At 47.3% G+C, this 18,511-nt stretch carries 10 protein-coding genes; 6 read left to right on the plus strand and 4 right to left on the minus strand.

The features are described from left to right. Positions 1-3 precede the first annotated feature (3 nt). Together VEHSUH05_RS03425 and VEHSUH05_RS03430 are read right to left on the minus strand one after the other, a co-directional pair. Positions 4-5,286, minus strand: a complete 5,283-nt coding sequence (locus VEHSUH05_RS03425; protein ID WP_245875919.1) for a hemagglutinin repeat-containing protein — start codon at positions 5,284-5,286, stop codon at positions 4-6. Between the two features lie 104 nt (positions 5,287-5,390). Further along, the gene (locus tag VEHSUH05_RS03430) at positions 5,391-6,200 is read right to left on the minus strand and encodes a transglycosylase domain-containing protein (RefSeq protein ID WP_105090724.1); all 810 of its coding nucleotides are present in this window, start codon (positions 6,198-6,200) and stop codon (positions 5,391-5,393) included. A 151-nt stretch (positions 6,201-6,351) separates the two neighbouring features. Between VEHSUH05_RS03430 and VEHSUH05_RS03435 the strand changes: the two genes are divergently transcribed. Continuing rightward, positions 6,352-6,630, plus strand: coding sequence for a metal-sensing transcriptional repressor (locus tag VEHSUH05_RS03435; RefSeq protein ID WP_105090725.1), 279 nt, complete (start codon positions 6,352-6,354; stop codon positions 6,628-6,630). Between the two features lie 307 nt (positions 6,631-6,937). Here VEHSUH05_RS03435 and VEHSUH05_RS03440 read toward each other — a convergent pair whose 3' ends face one another. Both VEHSUH05_RS03440 and ptsP read right to left on the minus strand, forming a co-directional pair. After that, positions 6,938-7,198, minus strand: coding sequence for an HPr family phosphocarrier protein (locus VEHSUH05_RS03440; protein ID WP_038116511.1), 261 nt, complete (start codon positions 7,196-7,198; stop codon positions 6,938-6,940). A gap of 100 nt (positions 7,199-7,298) precedes the next feature. Then, complete coding sequence (gene ptsP, locus VEHSUH05_RS03445) at positions 7,299-9,026, minus strand: phosphoenolpyruvate--protein phosphotransferase (protein ID WP_105090726.1); 1,728 nt, start codon at positions 9,024-9,026, stop codon at positions 7,299-7,301. A gap of 165 nt (positions 9,027-9,191) precedes the next feature. Here ptsP and dapF point away from each other — a divergent pair, with 165 nt between their 5' ends. From dapF to VEHSUH05_RS09315, 5 genes are all read left to right on the plus strand, one after another. Continuing rightward, entirely contained in the window at positions 9,192-10,025 is an 834-nt protein-coding gene (gene dapF, locus VEHSUH05_RS03450; RefSeq protein ID WP_054674313.1) for a diaminopimelate epimerase, read from the plus strand. Between the two features lie 61 nt (positions 10,026-10,086). Continuing rightward, positions 10,087-11,424, plus strand: a complete 1,338-nt coding sequence (locus tag VEHSUH05_RS03455; protein ID WP_245875920.1) for a Na+/H+ antiporter NhaC family protein — start codon at positions 10,087-10,089, stop codon at positions 11,422-11,424. A gap of 179 nt (positions 11,425-11,603) precedes the next feature. Next, positions 11,604-12,515 (plus strand): 1-phosphofructokinase, encoded by a 912-nt coding sequence (pfkB, locus tag VEHSUH05_RS03460; protein WP_105090728.1) that lies wholly within the window; start codon positions 11,604-11,606, stop codon positions 12,513-12,515. 48 nt (positions 12,516-12,563) lie between these two features. Beyond that, on the plus strand, positions 12,564-14,525 hold the full coding sequence (locus tag VEHSUH05_RS03465) for a PTS fructose transporter subunit IIABC (protein ID WP_105090729.1): 1,962 nt from the start codon (positions 12,564-12,566) through the stop codon (positions 14,523-14,525). 358 nt (positions 14,526-14,883) lie between these two features. Beyond that, positions 14,884-18,429, plus strand: coding sequence for a subtype B tannase (locus VEHSUH05_RS09315; RefSeq protein WP_174678706.1), 3,546 nt, complete (start codon positions 14,884-14,886; stop codon positions 18,427-18,429). Positions 18,430-18,511 lie beyond the last annotated feature (82 nt).

Here is an 18,511-nt window from a genome sequence, read left to right on the forward strand (position 1 = left end):
CATCTAAACTATACTCACTGGATAAAAAGTAGATATGTATATATTACTCCCTTGTTTGAGCGCGCTTACCTCTAAATTAACTTTACCAGCTTCTCCATAACTATTTATCATAATCATTTGAGTTGTTAATGTATGGACTTGACCATCATCTAAATAATGTCCTGCTTCAGCTTGTATAGCCACTGCACTTACTGCTTGTATAACATCAAACTTATCCGTATTCTTAAAACTAGGTAATCCTTGGGTTCTTTGCGATCTATGATCTCTATAATAACCATGTCCACTATTAATAATCATATAGTCTCCATTCCCCATCCACAATGTCATTCTCTCATTTACTGTTCCTGCATCTGTATAGCTAGCTGTTTTAATGGCATATTTTAAATTGTTCAAATTAACCTTAACAAGTTGTTGATCTGTGAAAGGAATGTCAAATTTAGTATAAAAAGAAGCAAATGAATTCCACTTAGTAGCGTAAGATGCCACTGCCGCTCCTGCATTTACATTTCCACCACTAGCCTTATTAACTGTAGCACCAACTGCAGCACTAATCCATTGTGCTAGTGCAGGATCATGTTTAGCTAGTTTCTCTATCTCACCAATTAACATTTCATTAGTCATAGTCGCTTTAAACCCACTACCAGGCGCATTACCGGCTATACGGGCTGCCCATTCACCAATGATACCATGAGCAATAGACTTAGCCAATTTACCATCCTTAGTTGTTGGTTGCCAATTATGTAATTGTTCATAGGCATTTTGTGAGAATAAGCGCGCCAACTCCTGACGTTCTTCAATTTTCTTTTTATCAAAAATTTTATTTAATTGATGTAAAGTATTTTCGGTATTTGTGTTAATTGCTTTAGTATCAATCTCTTTACCATCTACAGTCAGTATACCATCAGAAATTGCGGATTGGGTAGTAGAGCTAGCTTTACCTTTAGAACCAACTCCTAAATTAGATACTAATCCAATAGTATTATAAATCTTATCATAACCTTTTTTATCGTTTGTCTTCATCTCTTCGAGTTTCTTTTTACTACCATAGTAGTTATAGCCGATACCATTGTTGCTATATGTATACTCAGCCTCATTATGGATATCTTTCATCTCTAGAGATTTTGTAGCCAGTTTATTCTTTTCTTTTGGTGCACCGCTCTTAATCAAAGCCCCTTCTAAGGTTGTCGCATTGCCTGTATGAATATCGTATCCTTCGTCACCGGCATAGATACCCGCCTGTTTTGTCACGCTCCTCCACTTGCTGTCAATGCGACCGACACTAGCGCTGATACTACCGGTAGGGTCAGTGAAGTTCGGTTTTGAGGACACAGAGAAACCACCGGACTTACTATGTTCTTTAAAGTTATCTACATCTTGTAAGCTCCGAATCGTTAAGTCACGCCCTGTATCTACCTGCACCTTCTTACCGGACACAGTAGATCCTATGATATTAGTATCTCGATTTGCCTTAAGTTGCGCAAGCTCTGCGGCCTTTATGGTTGTCGGTACATAGCTTTCCTGATGTGTATCACCATGTTGACGTGCCATATGCCCACTGGCATTTACATCTAACAGACTACCGGTCATTAAGCTAAGACTGGCACCTACACGCCAACCGGAACTCTTATAGTCATTTTTCACATCGGCTGTGTTCTTACCGGCCTCTATAGCAATATCACCGGCACTAGCTAAACTTAAAGATTGCGCAGATACGCTTTCACCGGTAAGAGTAATACCTTTGTTCTTAGCATCACGAGCCGTCATGCGGACATCACCGTCACTAATAACGGTTCCCCCCTTATAAGTTGCAGTATCTACTGTTTGGCCTTGTTTCTGTGATGTGCTACCGATTGACACGGATACATTAACAGCATCATCAATATTCTTTTGCCCACGCTGAGAATGACCTTTTGTATCTTTTAACACATTGCCATTCGCATTACGAAGTTTAACACCCTTAATCGCTTTATCTACCGCTGCATATCCATCTTGCAACTGTTTACGGGCTTCATTGAGTTCAAGTGCAGCTAAGCGTTTATCATCACGCCCTCCGGCTTGTTTAATCGTTCGCGTCGCATTTGTTACACTATCAGCTAAAGCACCCCCTAACGACACGGTTAAACCGGACTTTTTATAGCGATCATCATGTGTCATATGTTGCGTATCGGTATTACCATCAAGGGTCACTGCGGCCCCTTCAATCGTTGTACCGGTTTTACTTACTACATCGGCACTGGTAAGATGTACCGTATCATTAGCCGCAATGTTTACATGGCCCTTCGTACTGGCAATGGTATTACGTACGGTTTTCTCTTCACGATTGGTATCATCTATATTTCGTTTTTCCGTACCGATAGTAAATCCAATACCACTTCCTATTAACCCTGAAGTTTTATGTCGATATGCACTCGTTTCTTCCGCTACATTCTTATCCGCGCCGAATTCAACCTTACCATTCGCCGTTACTTGAACGCCTTGTTCGCCCATCAGTTTAGCGGATTGACCCGTCACATCATGACCAGATCTGATTGCAACATCTTTACCGCTCACAACAGATCCCGTTACGGCAGTCACTTGCGTCACACCGGTTGCATCCGTACGTTCCCGTTTAACTAGACTTTTCTTCTTGTCCTTATACACATGATTGGCAGTGCTTGTGGCCGATGCGGTATCCAGTTTTACATTCTGACCTTCCACCTGTGCCTTATCAGCGGCCAGAATTTCACTACCACTAAGTGCTATATCAGCTTTAGCAGCCACAGTCACATTGTTACCTTCCACACTGCTGCCTACAGAGGTTGCTTCATTCACTACATCATGTGTTTCTGTAGTCTGAGAATGACCGCCACCGGATTTACCTTTGTCATAGCGATGTTCCTCTAATTCATGATTCTCTGTCATCGCCTTCATCGTGACCTGGCGTCCCGCTGCCACAGTAGCATCCTTACCCGACGTCACCGTACCGGCCTGCATAGCGACATCACGACCGGCCGTTACCACAGCATCGCCTTTCGCCGCAATTTGACCTTGATCTACAGCGGTTACCGTTTCACGGCGGCTATTGACACTGTTCCATACAACCTTACTATTGCCGGCTTCGTACTTAACGCCGTTATTGATAACATCACGATCGGCCGCTACGACAAGCTTTCCTGTTTCATCGGTTTGCTTAATCGTACCGCCCTCATTTATCACATCATTCTTAGCATATACAGTTGTATGATCACGGCCTTCTATCGTACCTTGTGTATTACGAACATCAGTATCCGCCACCACTGTCGTTGTACGACCTTTAATCAGTCCGTTATCATTGTGAATCGTATTACCATGTACAGTTATCGCATCATCCGCCACTATACTGCCGCCGTTATGCATCGTGCCCACTTGCAAATTAATCGATTGAGCCTGCATATTCGCTGCCCCCTCGACACGTTGTGTGGTCGGCGCCAAATATAACGTCGGTACGAGTAAAGTTTCAGTCTTACCGTTCGGCAATACTACCGGTTGACTGACAAGCATTACCACATCTTCCGTCAATTGCTGTTGCTCCGCCTCAGTTAATCCCTGTCCGAGCATCATCGATTTAGACTTCATCACGGTAAGGCCCGCATCCATTAATTTACGGTACTGCTCTTCTTCTGTAAGCCCCGCCTGCAGTCTACTTTTACCTGTTTGACGTAAAATAGCCTGCATCACCAATTGCTGTTCATAGTAACCATCCCCTAATCGTTTTTGTGTACGCATAGGGTTAAGTTGTAACCGATTGATGACATAATCAGAGGATAAGAAGGTTCTTCGATTGGTAAAATTCGGATCCGTTTCCATCGCATACGTTGTATTCGGATTGGTAGATAACTGACTCATCATCGCCAATACCGACGTATCCACCGTAGCCCCGGTTGTACTATCAGCTACATGACTGCCATAGACAGTTAACGGTATATCTACCGGCTGCACTACATCATTATGATACTCCGCCTCACGAACATTTGTAGAATCCCATCCATGATGTTTATGGCGACTATACCCTGTAGCCGTACCATTTTCACTAATATATTCATGTCCCTTCGGATTGCGGGCTTCATAGTGACCGATATTACCGACCAGAGTGCCCGCTGCACTGATTTGGCTGGCATCATTATGCACAATATCCGCTTCAATTTGTAAGTTACCGCCGGAAAGGATGCGCCCCGGTTTGGAGCTATCCACAACGTCTTTTACCCGCGTACGGTCATATTCATATTTCGTCCAGCTATCATGATGCTGTCCATTAATAGACAGTTGTAAATTTTCAGAAGAGTGAACTACGACCTTATCTTTCGGAATCGGATCGTCATGACCATAAATGCGTTCTTCAGATAGCTGATATCGTTTGATACTGCCTTCCGGGGCCACTTCATTTTTAACGTGCTCCGTAGTTCCCGTGGTAGCCCGTTTCAACGTAACGCCACCATTTGTATTAGCAATGGATTTGGCGAGAATCACACCTTGCTGACCGGCCTCGATAGTGGCCGCCACATTAGTCAGCGTATCCATCTTGCCGGCTACAGCGCCGTTATAATCCATCGTCTTTCCAAGTTGTAACACGCCTTCAGACTTCAGCACACTACCATTCGTATTATTTATTGTATTAGTAGCCACCGCTAACTTCTTACGTGCAATGAGTACCGGTGCCTCTTTTGTAACGGCATTACCGGTTTGTGTGAAAGCCTCCGTCGAAATGCGTGCCGAGTCAGCATACAATTTAGCTTTACCGACTTGCGTAAAGCCTTTTGCGCCAATACTCATATCCGGCGCCACCACAGTACCACTATTTTGCACCTTGCCGGTACTGTCTACAGAAATATGATTCTGTGCGGAAAGAATCCCTTTATTATTCACGCCGAAACCATCATTGGTTCCCACTAAATACATGCTGTTCGCATACATACCGCCAATGCGAGATACATCAAGACCTACCTTCTCTGAGTGACCCGTCTTGGTAACATTAGTTACCTTACCGCTACCATCGACAGATATTGTATTGTTACCGGTTACCACATGGCTTTCATTCGCCCATACCTTGCCGTTGAGCTGTACCGCTTCCGCCAAAATATCTGTGCGGGATGTACGCGATGCATCGAGACCTTGTCCGGATACCGTCACCGCACCTTGCTTCACATCATATCCGGCAATAGCTCCATCGGTAATAATAGGATTACCTGTGGTTAACGTAGCGGCACCGGCATTAATGAACGTACCATTATTAACGGCAATCCCATTAGGATTAGCAATGCATCCTTCCATTATGATGTCAATCTCTATCCATAAACTTCATGAAAGTTTTACTTTTCATAAAAAAATATCTCTCAGTCAATTTAGCAATTAACCAAGAGATATTCATAAAATAACTATTCCTCCTCAACAAGTTCCAAGTCCTGTTCGTAGGCATAGTCCGCTTCGGCACGTGTAATCATGCCCTGGTCGACCATCTGTTCCAACACGAGTTTCTGTCGAGCCTTGGCGCCTTCATAGTTCTCGTACGGATCTAGATAGTTCGGCGCATTCGGCAACGCCGCCAGCAGGGCGCACTGTCCCAGTGTAAGTCGACTCGGGCTGACTCCGAAATAGCCGTGCGAAGCTTCGTAAATGCCGTAATAATTATGCCCGTAGTATACGGTATTCAGATACATGGTAAGGATTTCTTCCTTTGTATAATAATGTTCCATTTCTCCGGCGAGGATGGCTTCCTCCACCTTGCGCGTCACGATACGTTTTGACGACAGGAACAGATTTTTTACCAATTGTTGCGTAATGGTGCTGCCACCTTCGACGGTTTCACCGGACACCGTATTAGTATAAAACGCGCGAATGATGCCGAAGATATCGATAGCGCCGTGATTATAATAGCGCTTGTCCTCAATGGCGATGAGCGCATTTTTCGCATTTTCCGGAATGATATCCTCTTTCACCCAGTGCTCCCGCGGCACACGCTGCGCAAGGGCCGTTTCCACCTTATCCTTAAACGTAAACAGCCGCACAATGCGGTCCAACCTGCTCAGTGTATCTTCATTTTGTTCTATCCGTTGCTCAACGGTGCTCTTTGCCTTGCTTTCACGATTGGTCCCCTGAAAGCTATGGTACGCATCATAGATATACATAGCCAATAGTATGACCACGACGACCGTCAGCGCACGGCGAATAAAGCGAAATATTGTCATTGTAACCTCATGCAGATATATCGATGTACAAATATACAAAAATAAGTTATATTGATTGTATTGTATCACATCTATGTGATTGTGTTGTATTTACGCGTTTATTTAGAGTATAATTAATAGGATGATAAAACATGCCCATTGGAGGAGTATTATGAAACAGTGTATGGATTCAGATAATCTACATCGTCGATTACGAAAAATTTTAGGTCAAGTACAGGCTATCGACCGTATGATAGAAGAAGACATTCCCTGCGAGGATGTACTGAGTCAGATTAATGCAGCTAAATCCGCACTGCACAAGGTAGGTCAGGTCGTGCTTGAGGGCCATATCAACCATTGCGTGCGTGACGGCATCGAACACGGGGACGTAGAGAAAACAATCAGCGACTTCACAAAAGCTGTAGAACGCTTTGCGAATATGGGAAAATAATCCTACGAGGCGTCTATGAAAAACGAACAATAGAGACCGGCTATTTCATATAGTCGGTCTTTTGCGTGTCCGTCAATCGATCTGTTGTATATCTGTTAATCCGACTTATAGGACGGAACGTGTTGTTTTTAATGCCGATTTTACATACCTCTAACCGGGTCATTACCTGCCTGTTAATCAATCTCCTTTTACGTATCGAATCTCGGGCAACAAAAAAGTCCTCTGACCATAGTGAACCGCGGCTCCTGAAATTATATCCAAATTTCGGAATGCAGTTCATAGTCGGAGGACTTTTCCAATTTTAAGATTAGTCGTGATTTGTAGTTAAGAATTCGCTCAATGCAGCGAGTGCGTCGTCTTCATCGGCGCCGTCAGCCGTCAATGTAACGGACGTTCCCTTTGTAGCGCCCAATGTCAACACGGTCAAAATAGATTTGGCATCCGCTGTTTTGCCGTTTGCCGCAATAGTGACTTTAGATGCGAATTTTGCCGCCAATTGTGTGAAAGCCGTCGCAGGACGCGCATGTAAACCGGATTCGTTTGTGATTTCTACTGTTAATTCTTTCATGATAACCTCTTTCTATCTCGATAGGTCTGACCCATCTCATACGTCTTGTAATAGATTTATTGTATCAATTCGATATTTCGAATTCAAGTACCCGCACTATCTACAACAAGCCTTTTTCTTCAAGAACGGCTTTAGCGTAGTTTGTAATCTCTTCCGCCGTATCCATGGTGAGGGCCTTGTCAGCCACCGCTTTACAATCCTCTTTCGATACGGAGCGCAGGATTTTTTTAATGAGCGGAATGGAGGATGCAGTCATTGAGAATTCGTCGAGGCCAAGGCCTAACAGAATCATCGTCGCCACAGGATCGCCTGCAAGTTCGCCGCACATACCCGTGAATTTTTCCTGTTCATGGCTTGCATCGATGACGTGTTTGATGAGCCGCAACACACCCGGATGCAACGGTTGATATAAACTGCCGATGGCTTCGTTCATGCGGTCTACCGCCAATGTATATTGGCAGAGATCGTTCGTACCGATGCTGAAGAAGTCTACGTATTTGGCCAAAATCGGAGAAATAACGGCCGCTGCCGGCACTTCAATCATAATTCCCACCTTGATCGCATCATTAAAGTCGATGCCCTCGGCGGTAAGCTCGGCCTTGCATTCGGCGAGCATCGCATTCGCCTGCTTAACCTCTTCCACGGAAGCGATCATAGGGTACATGATGTGAATATCTCCGAAGGCACTGGCACGCAACAGCGCCCGCAACTGCACTTTAAAAATATCCGGACGGTTTAATGAAATGCGAATCGCCCGATATCCGAGGAACGGATTCATTTCACTCGGCAAGTCCAGACATTTCAATTCCTTGTCGCCGCCGATATCCATGGTGCGGATGATAACAGGCTGTCCCTTCATATCCTGAGCTACTTTTTTATATTCTTCAAATTGCGCGTCTTCTGTTGGCAATTCATCGTTTTCCATGTACAGGAATTCCGTTCTATACAGGCCGATACCCTGTGCGCCCATCGTAAGGGCGTGCTTTACATCCTTCGCCTTACCGATATTGCCGAACAGTTCCACATGATGACCGTCCGTGGTCATCGCTTCAAGATTGGCGGACTCGTGCAATCGTCTGAGTTCCTCCTGAAATGCCTCGGCTTGGTTTGTGTATTCGTTCCAGTCCGCATCGGAAGGATTGATTTCCACGACGCCGTCCGTACCGAGCACGACAGCCTTATCGCCGTCAGTGAAGCTGTCAATATCGCCGACCCCCATAACAGCGGGAATTTCAAGAGTGCGGGCCATGATGGCCGCATGAGATGTAGGTCCGCCTGCGGCCGTCACGATACCCTTTACCACATTTTTATCAAGAGATGCCGTATCGGATGGCGCCAAATCGTGAGCCACCAAAATGACTTCGCCGGAAATATGGGACAAGCCGCGCGGATTCATGCCCAAGATATTGCGCATCAAACGGTCTCCGATATCCTTGATATCGGCGCCGCGCTCGCGCATATACGGATCATCCATACCGAGAAAGATATTCGCAAAGGTTTCGATAGTCTGCGACGTAGCCGCCACCACATTCACATGACCGGATTCAACGAGGGACTTGATGCCGTCGGACAATGCCGGATCCTGAGCGATTTGCATATGCGCCTCAAAGATGGCCGCCTCGTCGGGACCCATGTGCTCCAACGCTTTTTGACGAATCGTATCCAGTTGTTTCAAGGTAGCCGCCATAGCGGTGGCAAATTTACCGATTTCCTCATCCACCGTGTCGTCCGCTACGGTGTAATCGGGGATGACGATTTCCTCCTGCATATATCTATATACATTGCCTACTGCAACGCCACGAGATCCAGAAATCCCTTGAATTCGCATGTGTATTCCTCTTTCTATACTGATAAACTACATTACATATTATTGTAACATTTCTATAGTAAACAATAAAGTACGGCCCCCTTATATGTGATATAATAATATAATGTAAATCAGAGACTTTCACGGGGTTCATGGTGAAAGTCTTATCTATTAATAGGAGCGCTTATGAGATTAACGAAAATGCACGGCCTCGGCAACGATTTCATTCTATTTGCCGATCCAAAAGAGGACTCAAAAAATTATACGGACCTAGCCATTCGCCTCTGCGATCGTCGCACCGGCATCGGCGCTGACGGTCTTGCCATCCTCGTGCCATCCGATACATGCGATATACGTATGCGCATCATCAACTCGGACGGCAGCGAAGCGGAAATGTGCGGCAATGCGATCCGTTGCTTCGCTAAATACGCCTATGAGCACGGAGAAATCACAAAGGATACTTTCACCATCGAAACATTGGCGGGTGTAATGAAACCATCCCTGACGATTGAAAACGGCGTGGTAACACAAGTCACCGTCGATATGGGCAAACCGTTTTTTAAAGCCCGGGAGATTCCGATGAATGTAGATATGGACAAGATTATCGACGTCGACCTTGACGTAAACGGCGAAACCGTAACGGTCAGCTCCGTATTGCTCGGCGTGCCTCACACGGAGGTATTCATTGACGACATCACGAAGGCGCCTGTTAAAACGCAAGGCCCTATCCTTGAAAAGCATGACGCCTTTCCGGCGAATACAAATGTAAACTACGTGGAGGTCGTAAATGACCACCATATCAAGGTTCGCACCTGGGAACGCGGGGCCGGCACTACGCTCGCATGCGGTACCGGTTCCTGTGCCTCCGCCGTCATGGCCTGCGAAAAGGGCTTGACCGGTCGTGAAGTGGACGTGGAATTATACCTGGGCATATTACATATTTCATACTTGGAGGACGGCACGGTGCTCATGACAGGGCCTGCCGAGGAAGTATTCGAAACCGAACTTCCCATAGAATAAGATGAAATGGTTACAACTGATACTGAACGCATTTCTGAACTATCGCCAAGGTCGGTCATTAATGCCTCAAAACATAGAACCTCTCATCGGCTTATTGCTGTCCATCATCGTCATTATCACCGCCGTAGCTAACGGTATCGCTATCGGCTACGCCTTGCTCGCGGTATGGTGTATCATGGCGTACGTATTCTACCGTAAAGGTTATGAGCCGAAAGAACTGCTCAAGTTATCCTGGACAGGTGCGAAGTCATCGATTGGCGTAATACAGATTTTTCTTCTCATCGGATGGCTCATCGCCATGTGGCAGGCATCGGGAACTATACCGATGATCATCGCCACCTGTATCGACTGGATTAACCCATATATCTTTATCACCTGTGCCTTTCTCATGACTGTCGTCGTGAGCATGCTGCTCGGCACCTCGCTCGGCACGGTAGGCACCATAGGCATCGTGCTCATCACCGTCGCACGGGCCGGAAATGTACCGGAAAACATCATAGCCGGGGCTATCATTGCCGGCGCGTATGTGGGCGACCGCAACAGTCCCCTCTCATCCAGTGCATCTCTCGTGGCGGCCTTAACGCACACCGAGGTACGGACGAATATCCGAAAAATGTTTGCGGACAGCATACCGGCACTCGTCATTTCAACGCTTCTCTACATTTTGCTATCCCAATGGTTTCCGTTGGATACTACAAACAATTATCTGTCGGATACGATTCCTTTCATCTTTAATATCAATTGGACGTTATGGATTCCCGTCATTATCGTCGTAGCAGTATTGCCTCTGAAAGTATCCATCAGGTGGCCCATCGGCCTCAGCGCATTGGCAGCCGCGATTATAGCATATACCAATCAGGGTCAAAGTCTGTCTGACCTGGCCTGGTTCAGCCTGGCAGGCTTCGAGCTTCCCGGTTATAATCCGCTGGCAGATGTCATTCACGGCGGCGGCCTCAAAACCATGTTCATTCCGTCTCTATCAATATTTATGGCCTGCGCTATTTCCGGTATGCTGGAGGGCGTCGGTTTCTGGAATAATATGAGACAGCTCTTAGACCATGCTAAATCACGCAGCAGCTTATTTGCAGCCAATGCGGGGCTCGCCTTTTTAACGGGTGCTATCGGCTGCAGTCAGGCCATCGCGGTCATCATGACACATTCCATTATGCGTACCACCTATGCGAAACAAAGCATCCAGGCGGACGACGTAATGCTGGACTTTGAAAACAGCGGCATCCTCATCGCCGCCTTACAGCCGTGGAATATCGCCGCCCTCGTACCTGTTATCATGTTGAATACCGGTACAACCGGATATATACCATTCGCCTTCTTTTTATACCTGGCGCCTCTCATCTACTGGTTGCGCCTGCGCCGACATGATGAGGTGCAATCACTCTGATACAAGTATTGTTCTGACACGAAAATATCTGTTCAATTCGGCAGGATTCCGTATAAAATATAATTCAGCATAAAGCATAACAGTCGTTCAATATAATTATAGTTCGATATAATAATTATTTACGTAGTATCAAAATTTACGTAGTATCAAAATTTGCGTAGTATCAAAGAGGAATATATATGATCTACACCATCACCTTTAACCCGGCCCTCGATTATATCGTACGCCTGGACCATCTCGAAACGGGCACAATCAATCGCACCACCCAGGAATACATCCTCGGTGGCGGTAAAGGTATCAATGTTTCCATCGTGCTCAACAATCTCGGCATGGATACAACGGCTCTCGGCTTCATCGCGGGCTTCACCGGTCAGGAAATCGTGACCCAGCTGAATCAATTCGGCGTAACGGAAAACTTCATCCGTCTCCGCGAAGGGTTAACACGCATCAATGTGAAAGTAAAAGCATCCGATGAGGAAACGGAAATCAACGGTCGCGGTCCGACTATCGCCGACGATGAATTACAGGCACTGTACACACAATTGGATGCCTTATCGGACGAGGATATTCTGATCCTTGCGGGGAGCATTCCTTCAAGCCTTCCGAGCGATATGTATGAACGCATCATGGAGCGTTTACAGCACAAACACATCCGCATCATCGTCGATGCCACAAAGGATCTTCTGACGCGTGTATTACCGTATAAACCGTTCTTAATCAAGCCCAATAATCACGAACTGAGCGAAATCTTCGGTCGTACCCTATCCTCAAAGGATGACCTGGTATCGGCCGCAAAGGAATTACAGGCAAAAGGAGCTCAACACGTCCTGATCTCCATGGCCGGCGACGGCGCTATCTTAGTAGCTGCAGACGGCACGGTCTACACGAGCAAAGCCCCTCAGGGAACCCTTGTCAATTCCGTAGGAGCCGGAGACTCCATGGTTGCCGGATTTATTACAGGCTACGAAAAAACAGGTAGTCTTCAAGAAGCCCTCTACTGGGGCATCGCCAGCGGATCCGCTTCGGCCTATTCGGAAAACCTCGCCACATTGAACGAGGTGGAGGCACTACTTTCACAGGTACGATCCTAAATCACATTTCAATAATTTTCTATTTTATTTGCATCAAGGAGTACATATATGCAAATCACCGATTTATTAAAACCGGAATCCGTCCTCTTAAACGCGGAACCGGTAACAAAGGCAGATGCCATTTACATGTTAGGGGAATTGATGGATAAAGGCGGACATCTCATCGACAAAGCCGAATATCTGGCGGCCGTTTTCGCCCGTGAAGAATCCGGTTCCACCGGTCTCGGCGACGGTATCGCCACACCGCACGCAAAATCCGCAGGCGTTCGCGAAGCAGGCCTTGCGGCTATGGTCGTACCGAACGGCGTCGATTTCGAGGCCTTAGACGGTCAATCATCCCGATTATTTTTCATGATTGCCGCTCCGGAAGGCGCTGCAGATACGCATGTAGAGGTTTTGAGTCAACTCGCGACGATGGTTATCGACCCGGACTTCAAGGAAGCCCTCATCGCCGCCCCTACGGTAAAGCGGTTCCTGGAACTCATCACGGCTAAGGAGCAAGGAAAGTTTGATCCGTCCGTAGCGGGATGTATCAAATCCGCTACGACCGCCGAAAGCACGGTAAGTACTGCGCAATCCGATAACTCTGCAACAGAAACAGTTTCTGAATCTAATCCGTATTATGACGTATTAGCGGTAACGGGGTGCCCTACGGGCATCGCCCACACCTACATGGCGGCGGAATCATTAGACCGCAAGGCCAAGGAAATGGGCATCTCCTTAAAGGTTGAAAAAAACGGTGCATCCGGCGTAAAAGATCCGCTCACAGCGGAGGAAATCGCACACGCAAAATGTATCATCATCGCATCTGACCGCCAAATCGAAATGGCTCGCTTCAACGGTAAGCCCATGATTCAGACAAAGGTTGCCAACGGCATCAACAAGGCGGAGGAATTATTAACGGAAGCCATGTCCGGTACGGCACCTGTATACCACGCGTCCAACGCGGACCAACAGGACTCGGAAACGAACGGAGATGCTTCTGACAGCATCGGTCGTCAAATTTACAAGCATCTGATGAACGGCGTATCCCATATGTTGCCATTCGTTATCGGAGGCGGTATCTTAATCGCATTGGCATTCCTCTTTGATACATTCGATCCCGCGAGCCCTAAAAACTTCGGTTCCGGTACGCCTCTTGCAGCATTTCTGATGCAAATCGGCGGTGCCTCCTTCGGATTTATGTTGCCGGTTCTCGCCGGCTATATCGCCATGAGTATCGCAGACCGTCCTGGTCTCGCAGCGGGCTTTGTGGGCGGCTTATTAGCAAACCAGGGCGGCTCAGGATTCCTCGGCGCCTTAATCGCGGGCTTTGCAGCGGGTTATTTAGTATTGTTGGTAAAAAAACTCGTATCCGGCCTGCCGGAAGCATTGGAAGGCACAAAGCCCGTCCTCTTCTATCCGGTACTAGGCGTATTATTCATAGGCCTTGCTATTACCTTTATCATCAATCCGCCGGTATCCGCACTCAATCACTGGTTGATGGACTCCTTGCAATCCATGGGCACCACAAGCCGTGTATTGTTGGGTCTTATCTTCGGTGCTATGATGTCCGTTGATATGGGCGGTCCTGTAAACAAAGCGGCTTACGTTATCGGTACCGGTGCTTTAGCAACCGGCGAATACGGCATCATGGCGGCGGTTATGGCAGGCGGCATGGTGCCTCCATTGGCGATTGCCCTTTGCACGACCTTCTTCCCTAGCCGTTTCACCGAAGCGGAACGCAAGTCCGGTTTGACCAACTACATCATGGGCCTCTCCTTCATCACCGAAGGTGCCATCCCGTTTGCAGCAGCCGATCCGATTCGCGTGTTGCCGGCCTGCATCATCGGTGCCGGTACAGCAGGCGCATTATCCATGTTGTTTGAATGCACCCTACGCGCTCCTCACGGCGGGATTTTCGTGGTGCCGACCATTGGCAATCCGCTACTTTATCTCGCGTCCATCGCCATCGGCTCCGTTATCGCATGTATCATCTTGGGCCTGGTAAAGCCGAGCTTGAAAAAATAATATATCCTTTAGTGAAAGCCCTATACCGCTATGGTACAGGGCTTTTACTTTTATCATAAACATATTTCGTATCATCGAGCATAATAGATCACAATATATGACTAAACATAATATGTAGAGCTAATCATAATACATGGAATTAACCATCATACGTAATACGTAGAATCAATATCCGGCATTCATTTCTTCCCATCTCAATCGATTAATCTTAATTTAAAATTTATCATGTCTATAAAATCAGATAAATTCACGGTCCGCATGTATATAAAGTGTACAATTACACGGATTTATGCTAAACTATAAATTAACTTTAAAATTTTTAACTATCAATTCATATCTAGTAGGAGAGCATTAATTCATGAAGTCAACCAAGAATCAGAAGGTCACTGCCGCCCTTTTAGCGGCAACGGCCTTAGGTGGTGTAGCACATGCGGCACCGTCCCTCAATATGAGCGATTTAGTCGGCACTAAGTCCACCGCTGAATCTAAGACTACAACCCCTGCCGCAGCGACTACCTCTGCTGCTGCGGCTGCACAACAAACTACCGCACCATCCGCCACACAACCGATGGCTGCATCGGCACAATCGGAAATGCAACAAGGACAATCGTCCACACCTACCGCATCACAAGCAAATGCGTCTCGTAATACCATTGATGTTACGGCAATAGCACAACCTGTTGCGACAGTACAAAAACCGCAATATACGGTAGACAAAAACACGCACACCGTAATGGAACCGACATTGGCGATGCATAGCTTGATGAATGTACAACGTCAAACGGAGCAGTCGGTGGTGGAAAAACAAGTTGATGGAAAACCGGAATTACAAAAAACTCAAATTCAACGTGCCCCTGTGGTTCAACAGGAACCCTCTACGGCCCCTCTGCCAATTGCAAGGACAACAACGACAAAATCCGTCGTAGCAAAACAAAAGCTGACTATACGCGACATCCAACGCGCAGAGCGTGAGCGTTTAGAAAAAGAAGCACTGGAACAAGCGGCGCTGGAAGCTCAGCAGCAACAATTAGAAGAGCAGAAGCGCGCAGCAAAAGTAGCTGAGGCACAACGACAAGCGGCCCTTAAAGCTGAACAAGATCGTATCGCCGCTCAACAGGCTGAACACTCCCGCATTGCGGAAGAGCAACGCGTAGCCGCCGAACAGGAACGGCTACGTATTCAAGAAGAACAACGCCGTATGGCGGAACAAAAATACATATCTGCTCAACAAGCTGAAGCTCAACGGCAGGCTGCTCTCAAAGCTCAGCAGGAACAGCTAACGGCTCAACAGGCTGAAGCACAACGGCAAGCGGCCATCAAAGCCGAACAGGAACATATCGCCGCTCAACAAGCCGAAGCGCAACAGCAGGCCGCTCTTAAAGCTCAGCAGGAACAGCTGGCGGCTCAACAGGCTGAAGCTCAACGGCAAGCAGCCATCAAAGCCGAGCAAGAGCGTATCGCCGCTCAACAGGCTGAACAAGAACGTTTAGCCGCTCAACAACGCGCAGCGGCAGCTGAAAAAGCTAAAGCTGAACGCGAAGCCGCTCTCAAAGCTCAACAGGAACAGCTGGCGGCTCAACAAGCTGAAGCCCAACGCCAAGCGGCCCTCAAAGCCGAACAGGAACGTATCGCCGCTCAACAAGCCGAAGCGCAACGGCAGGCCGCTCTCAAAGCTCAGCAGGAACAGCTGGCGGCTCAACAGGCTGAAGCACAACGTCAGGCGGCCCTCAAAGCTGAGCAAGAGCGTATCGCCGCTCAACAGGCTGAACAGGAGCGTTTAGCCGCTCAACAACGCGCAGCGGCAGCCGAAAAAGCTAAGACTGAACGAGAAGCCGCTATCAAGGCTGAGCAGGAACGCATTGCGGCTTATCAAGCCGAAGCTCAACGACAGGCTGCACTCAAAGCCGAACAAGAACGTATCGCCGCGCAACAAGCCGAAGCTCAACGGCAGGCTGCACTCAAAGCCGAACAAGAACGTATCGCTGCTCAACAAGCCGAGGCACAACGGCAGGCTGCTCTCAAAGCTGAGCAAGAACGTATCGCTGCTCAACAAGCCGAGGCACAACGGCAAGCGGCTCTTAAAGCCGAACAAGAACGCATAGCGGCAGAAAAGACTAAGACTGAACAAGAACGTCTTGCAGCAGAAGAAGCTGAAAAAGCCAAAGCTGCAGCTGCAGAGAAAACTAAAACGGAAGAAGCCGAAAAGGCTAAAGCTGCAGCCGCAGAGAAAGCTAAAACCGAAGAAGCTCAAAAGGCCAAAACCGCCGAAAACGCGAAGGCTGAAGATACTCAAAAGGCAAAGGTTGAAGAACCTAAAACAGCTGAAAACAATACATTGCCTCAATCATATGTAGAAAGCCGCAGCAAAGCTTCTACAAAAGGATCTGCTATAACGGACGAAAAGAATATACTTTCACAACCTATGGATCCGCCGTTGCAGGCAGATACATCCGCGAAGATCAACTTGACATTCGATGCCAAGAATTACGAAACCATGACGGGTACGGTGGATAACAAAACTATCACCTATCGTGCATTTGAATATATTCCATATGTATCAAATCCGATTGACATCGATCAGCAATACCTCAATATCTATGTGCCGGAAGAATACTTTAACAACGGTACGATAAACGGATATACGACACAAACGGCACCTATCTTTATGCCGAACTCGGTAGGCGGTTATATGCCAAGCCAACCTATGGTACCGAAAGCTGAAAATGGCAAGCCGAACAGTGCCCTTTACGCATTGTCCCGCGGTTATGTTGTGGCATCACCTGCTACGCGTGGCCGTACCAATAAGGCATCCGACGGTAACTACATCGGCAAAGCGCCGGCCGTTATCGTCGACTTACAGGCCGCTACGGCTTATTTACATGCAAATGATGCCGCTATGCCGGGTAATGCGAATCGAATCATCACAAACGGTACCAGCGCGGGCGGTGCAGTATCCTTATTGCAAGGGGCTGCGGGCAACAACGTTGACTTCCAGCCATACTTGCAGGCTCTCGGGGCTGCTACGGCACCGACCGATGTATACGCATCCTCTGCATACGCGCCGATTACAAACCTCGATGCGGCAGATATGGCTTACGAATGGAGCTATAACGGTATTACATCATTCGATAAAGTATCAATAGGCCAGGGCGAATTGCCGCAAGCCAATGTTTCCGGTAACGCCGCTCCACCGAAACGTACAACACAGCGTGTAACCTTGAATACGGATGACGTGGCGTACTCGAACTTGCTCAAGGAACACTTCCCTGATTACGTAAACAACTTGCAATTACGTGACTCCATAGGACGTGTCTTGAGACTCGATAAAAACGGTGACGGCAGCTTCAAGGCTTATGTGAAAGCTTTCATCATCGACGCGATTAATAAAGCGCAAGCTAATGGTACGGACGTATCGAAGCATACATATGTGATTCGAGATGCTAAAACAGGTGCTATTAAAGATATCAACTGGGAGGCTTACAATCGTTTTGTAAGTCGCTCGAAAGCGCCGGGTGCATTCGACTCACGTAGTAACGACTCCGGTGAAAATAACCTCTTCGGTACAAGTACAAGCGATAATAATCACTTTACGATTACCGCCGCTCTGCACGATACGACATCCAACCAGGATGTATATGTAGAAAACGCAAAAATTGTTACCATGATGAACCCGATGAATTATCTCGGTTCACCGGCGGCAACAAATGCGCGTTACTATCGTATCCGATACGGTACAGCGGATAGTAACACATCCATGGCGATTCCGTTAATCGTCGGCACCCGTGCACAAAACCTCGGATACAGGGTAGACATGGCGACGCCGTTCAACGTGGATCACTCCGGTGACTATGACCTGGAGGAACTGTTCAATTGGATGGATTCGATTGTGAAAAACGGTCGTTAACGAATCGCTGATCAAGCAATTATATAGTACATGAACGTACATAAAGAAAGGACCTCCCTACGGAGGTCCTTTTCTTTCACTC

Origin of the sequence: Veillonella denticariosi JCM 15641, from assembly GCF_002959855.1 — a bacterium.
In the GTDB taxonomy this organism is placed as follows: Bacteria; Bacillota; Negativicutes; order Veillonellales; family Veillonellaceae; genus Veillonella; species Veillonella denticariosi.

What these genes read in the sequence shown, in the direction of transcription:
- VEHSUH05_RS03425 (WP_245875919.1), bottom strand. Translation starts at nt 5,286, where the DNA reads ATGGAAGGATGCATTGCTAATCCTAATGGGATTGCCGTTAATAATGGT.
- VEHSUH05_RS03430 (WP_105090724.1), bottom strand. Translation starts at nt 6,200, where the DNA reads ATGACAATATTTCGCTTTATTCGCCGTGCGCTGACGGTCGTCGTGGTC.
- VEHSUH05_RS03435 (WP_105090725.1), top strand. Translation starts at nt 6,352, where the DNA reads ATGAAACAGTGTATGGATTCAGATAATCTACATCGTCGATTACGAAAA.
- VEHSUH05_RS03440 (WP_038116511.1), bottom strand. Translation starts at nt 7,198, where the DNA reads ATGAAAGAATTAACAGTAGAAATCACAAACGAATCCGGTTTACATGCG.
- ptsP (WP_105090726.1), bottom strand. Translation starts at nt 9,026, where the DNA reads ATGCGAATTCAAGGGATTTCTGGATCTCGTGGCGTTGCAGTAGGCAAT.
- dapF (WP_054674313.1), top strand. Translation starts at nt 9,192, where the DNA reads ATGAGATTAACGAAAATGCACGGCCTCGGCAACGATTTCATTCTATTT.
- VEHSUH05_RS03455 (WP_245875920.1), top strand. Translation starts at nt 10,087, where the DNA reads ATGCCTCAAAACATAGAACCTCTCATCGGCTTATTGCTGTCCATCATC.
- pfkB (WP_105090728.1), top strand. Translation starts at nt 11,604, where the DNA reads ATGATCTACACCATCACCTTTAACCCGGCCCTCGATTATATCGTACGC.
- VEHSUH05_RS03465 (WP_105090729.1), top strand. Translation starts at nt 12,564, where the DNA reads ATGCAAATCACCGATTTATTAAAACCGGAATCCGTCCTCTTAAACGCG.
- VEHSUH05_RS09315 (WP_174678706.1), top strand. Translation starts at nt 14,884, where the DNA reads ATGAAGTCAACCAAGAATCAGAAGGTCACTGCCGCCCTTTTAGCGGCA.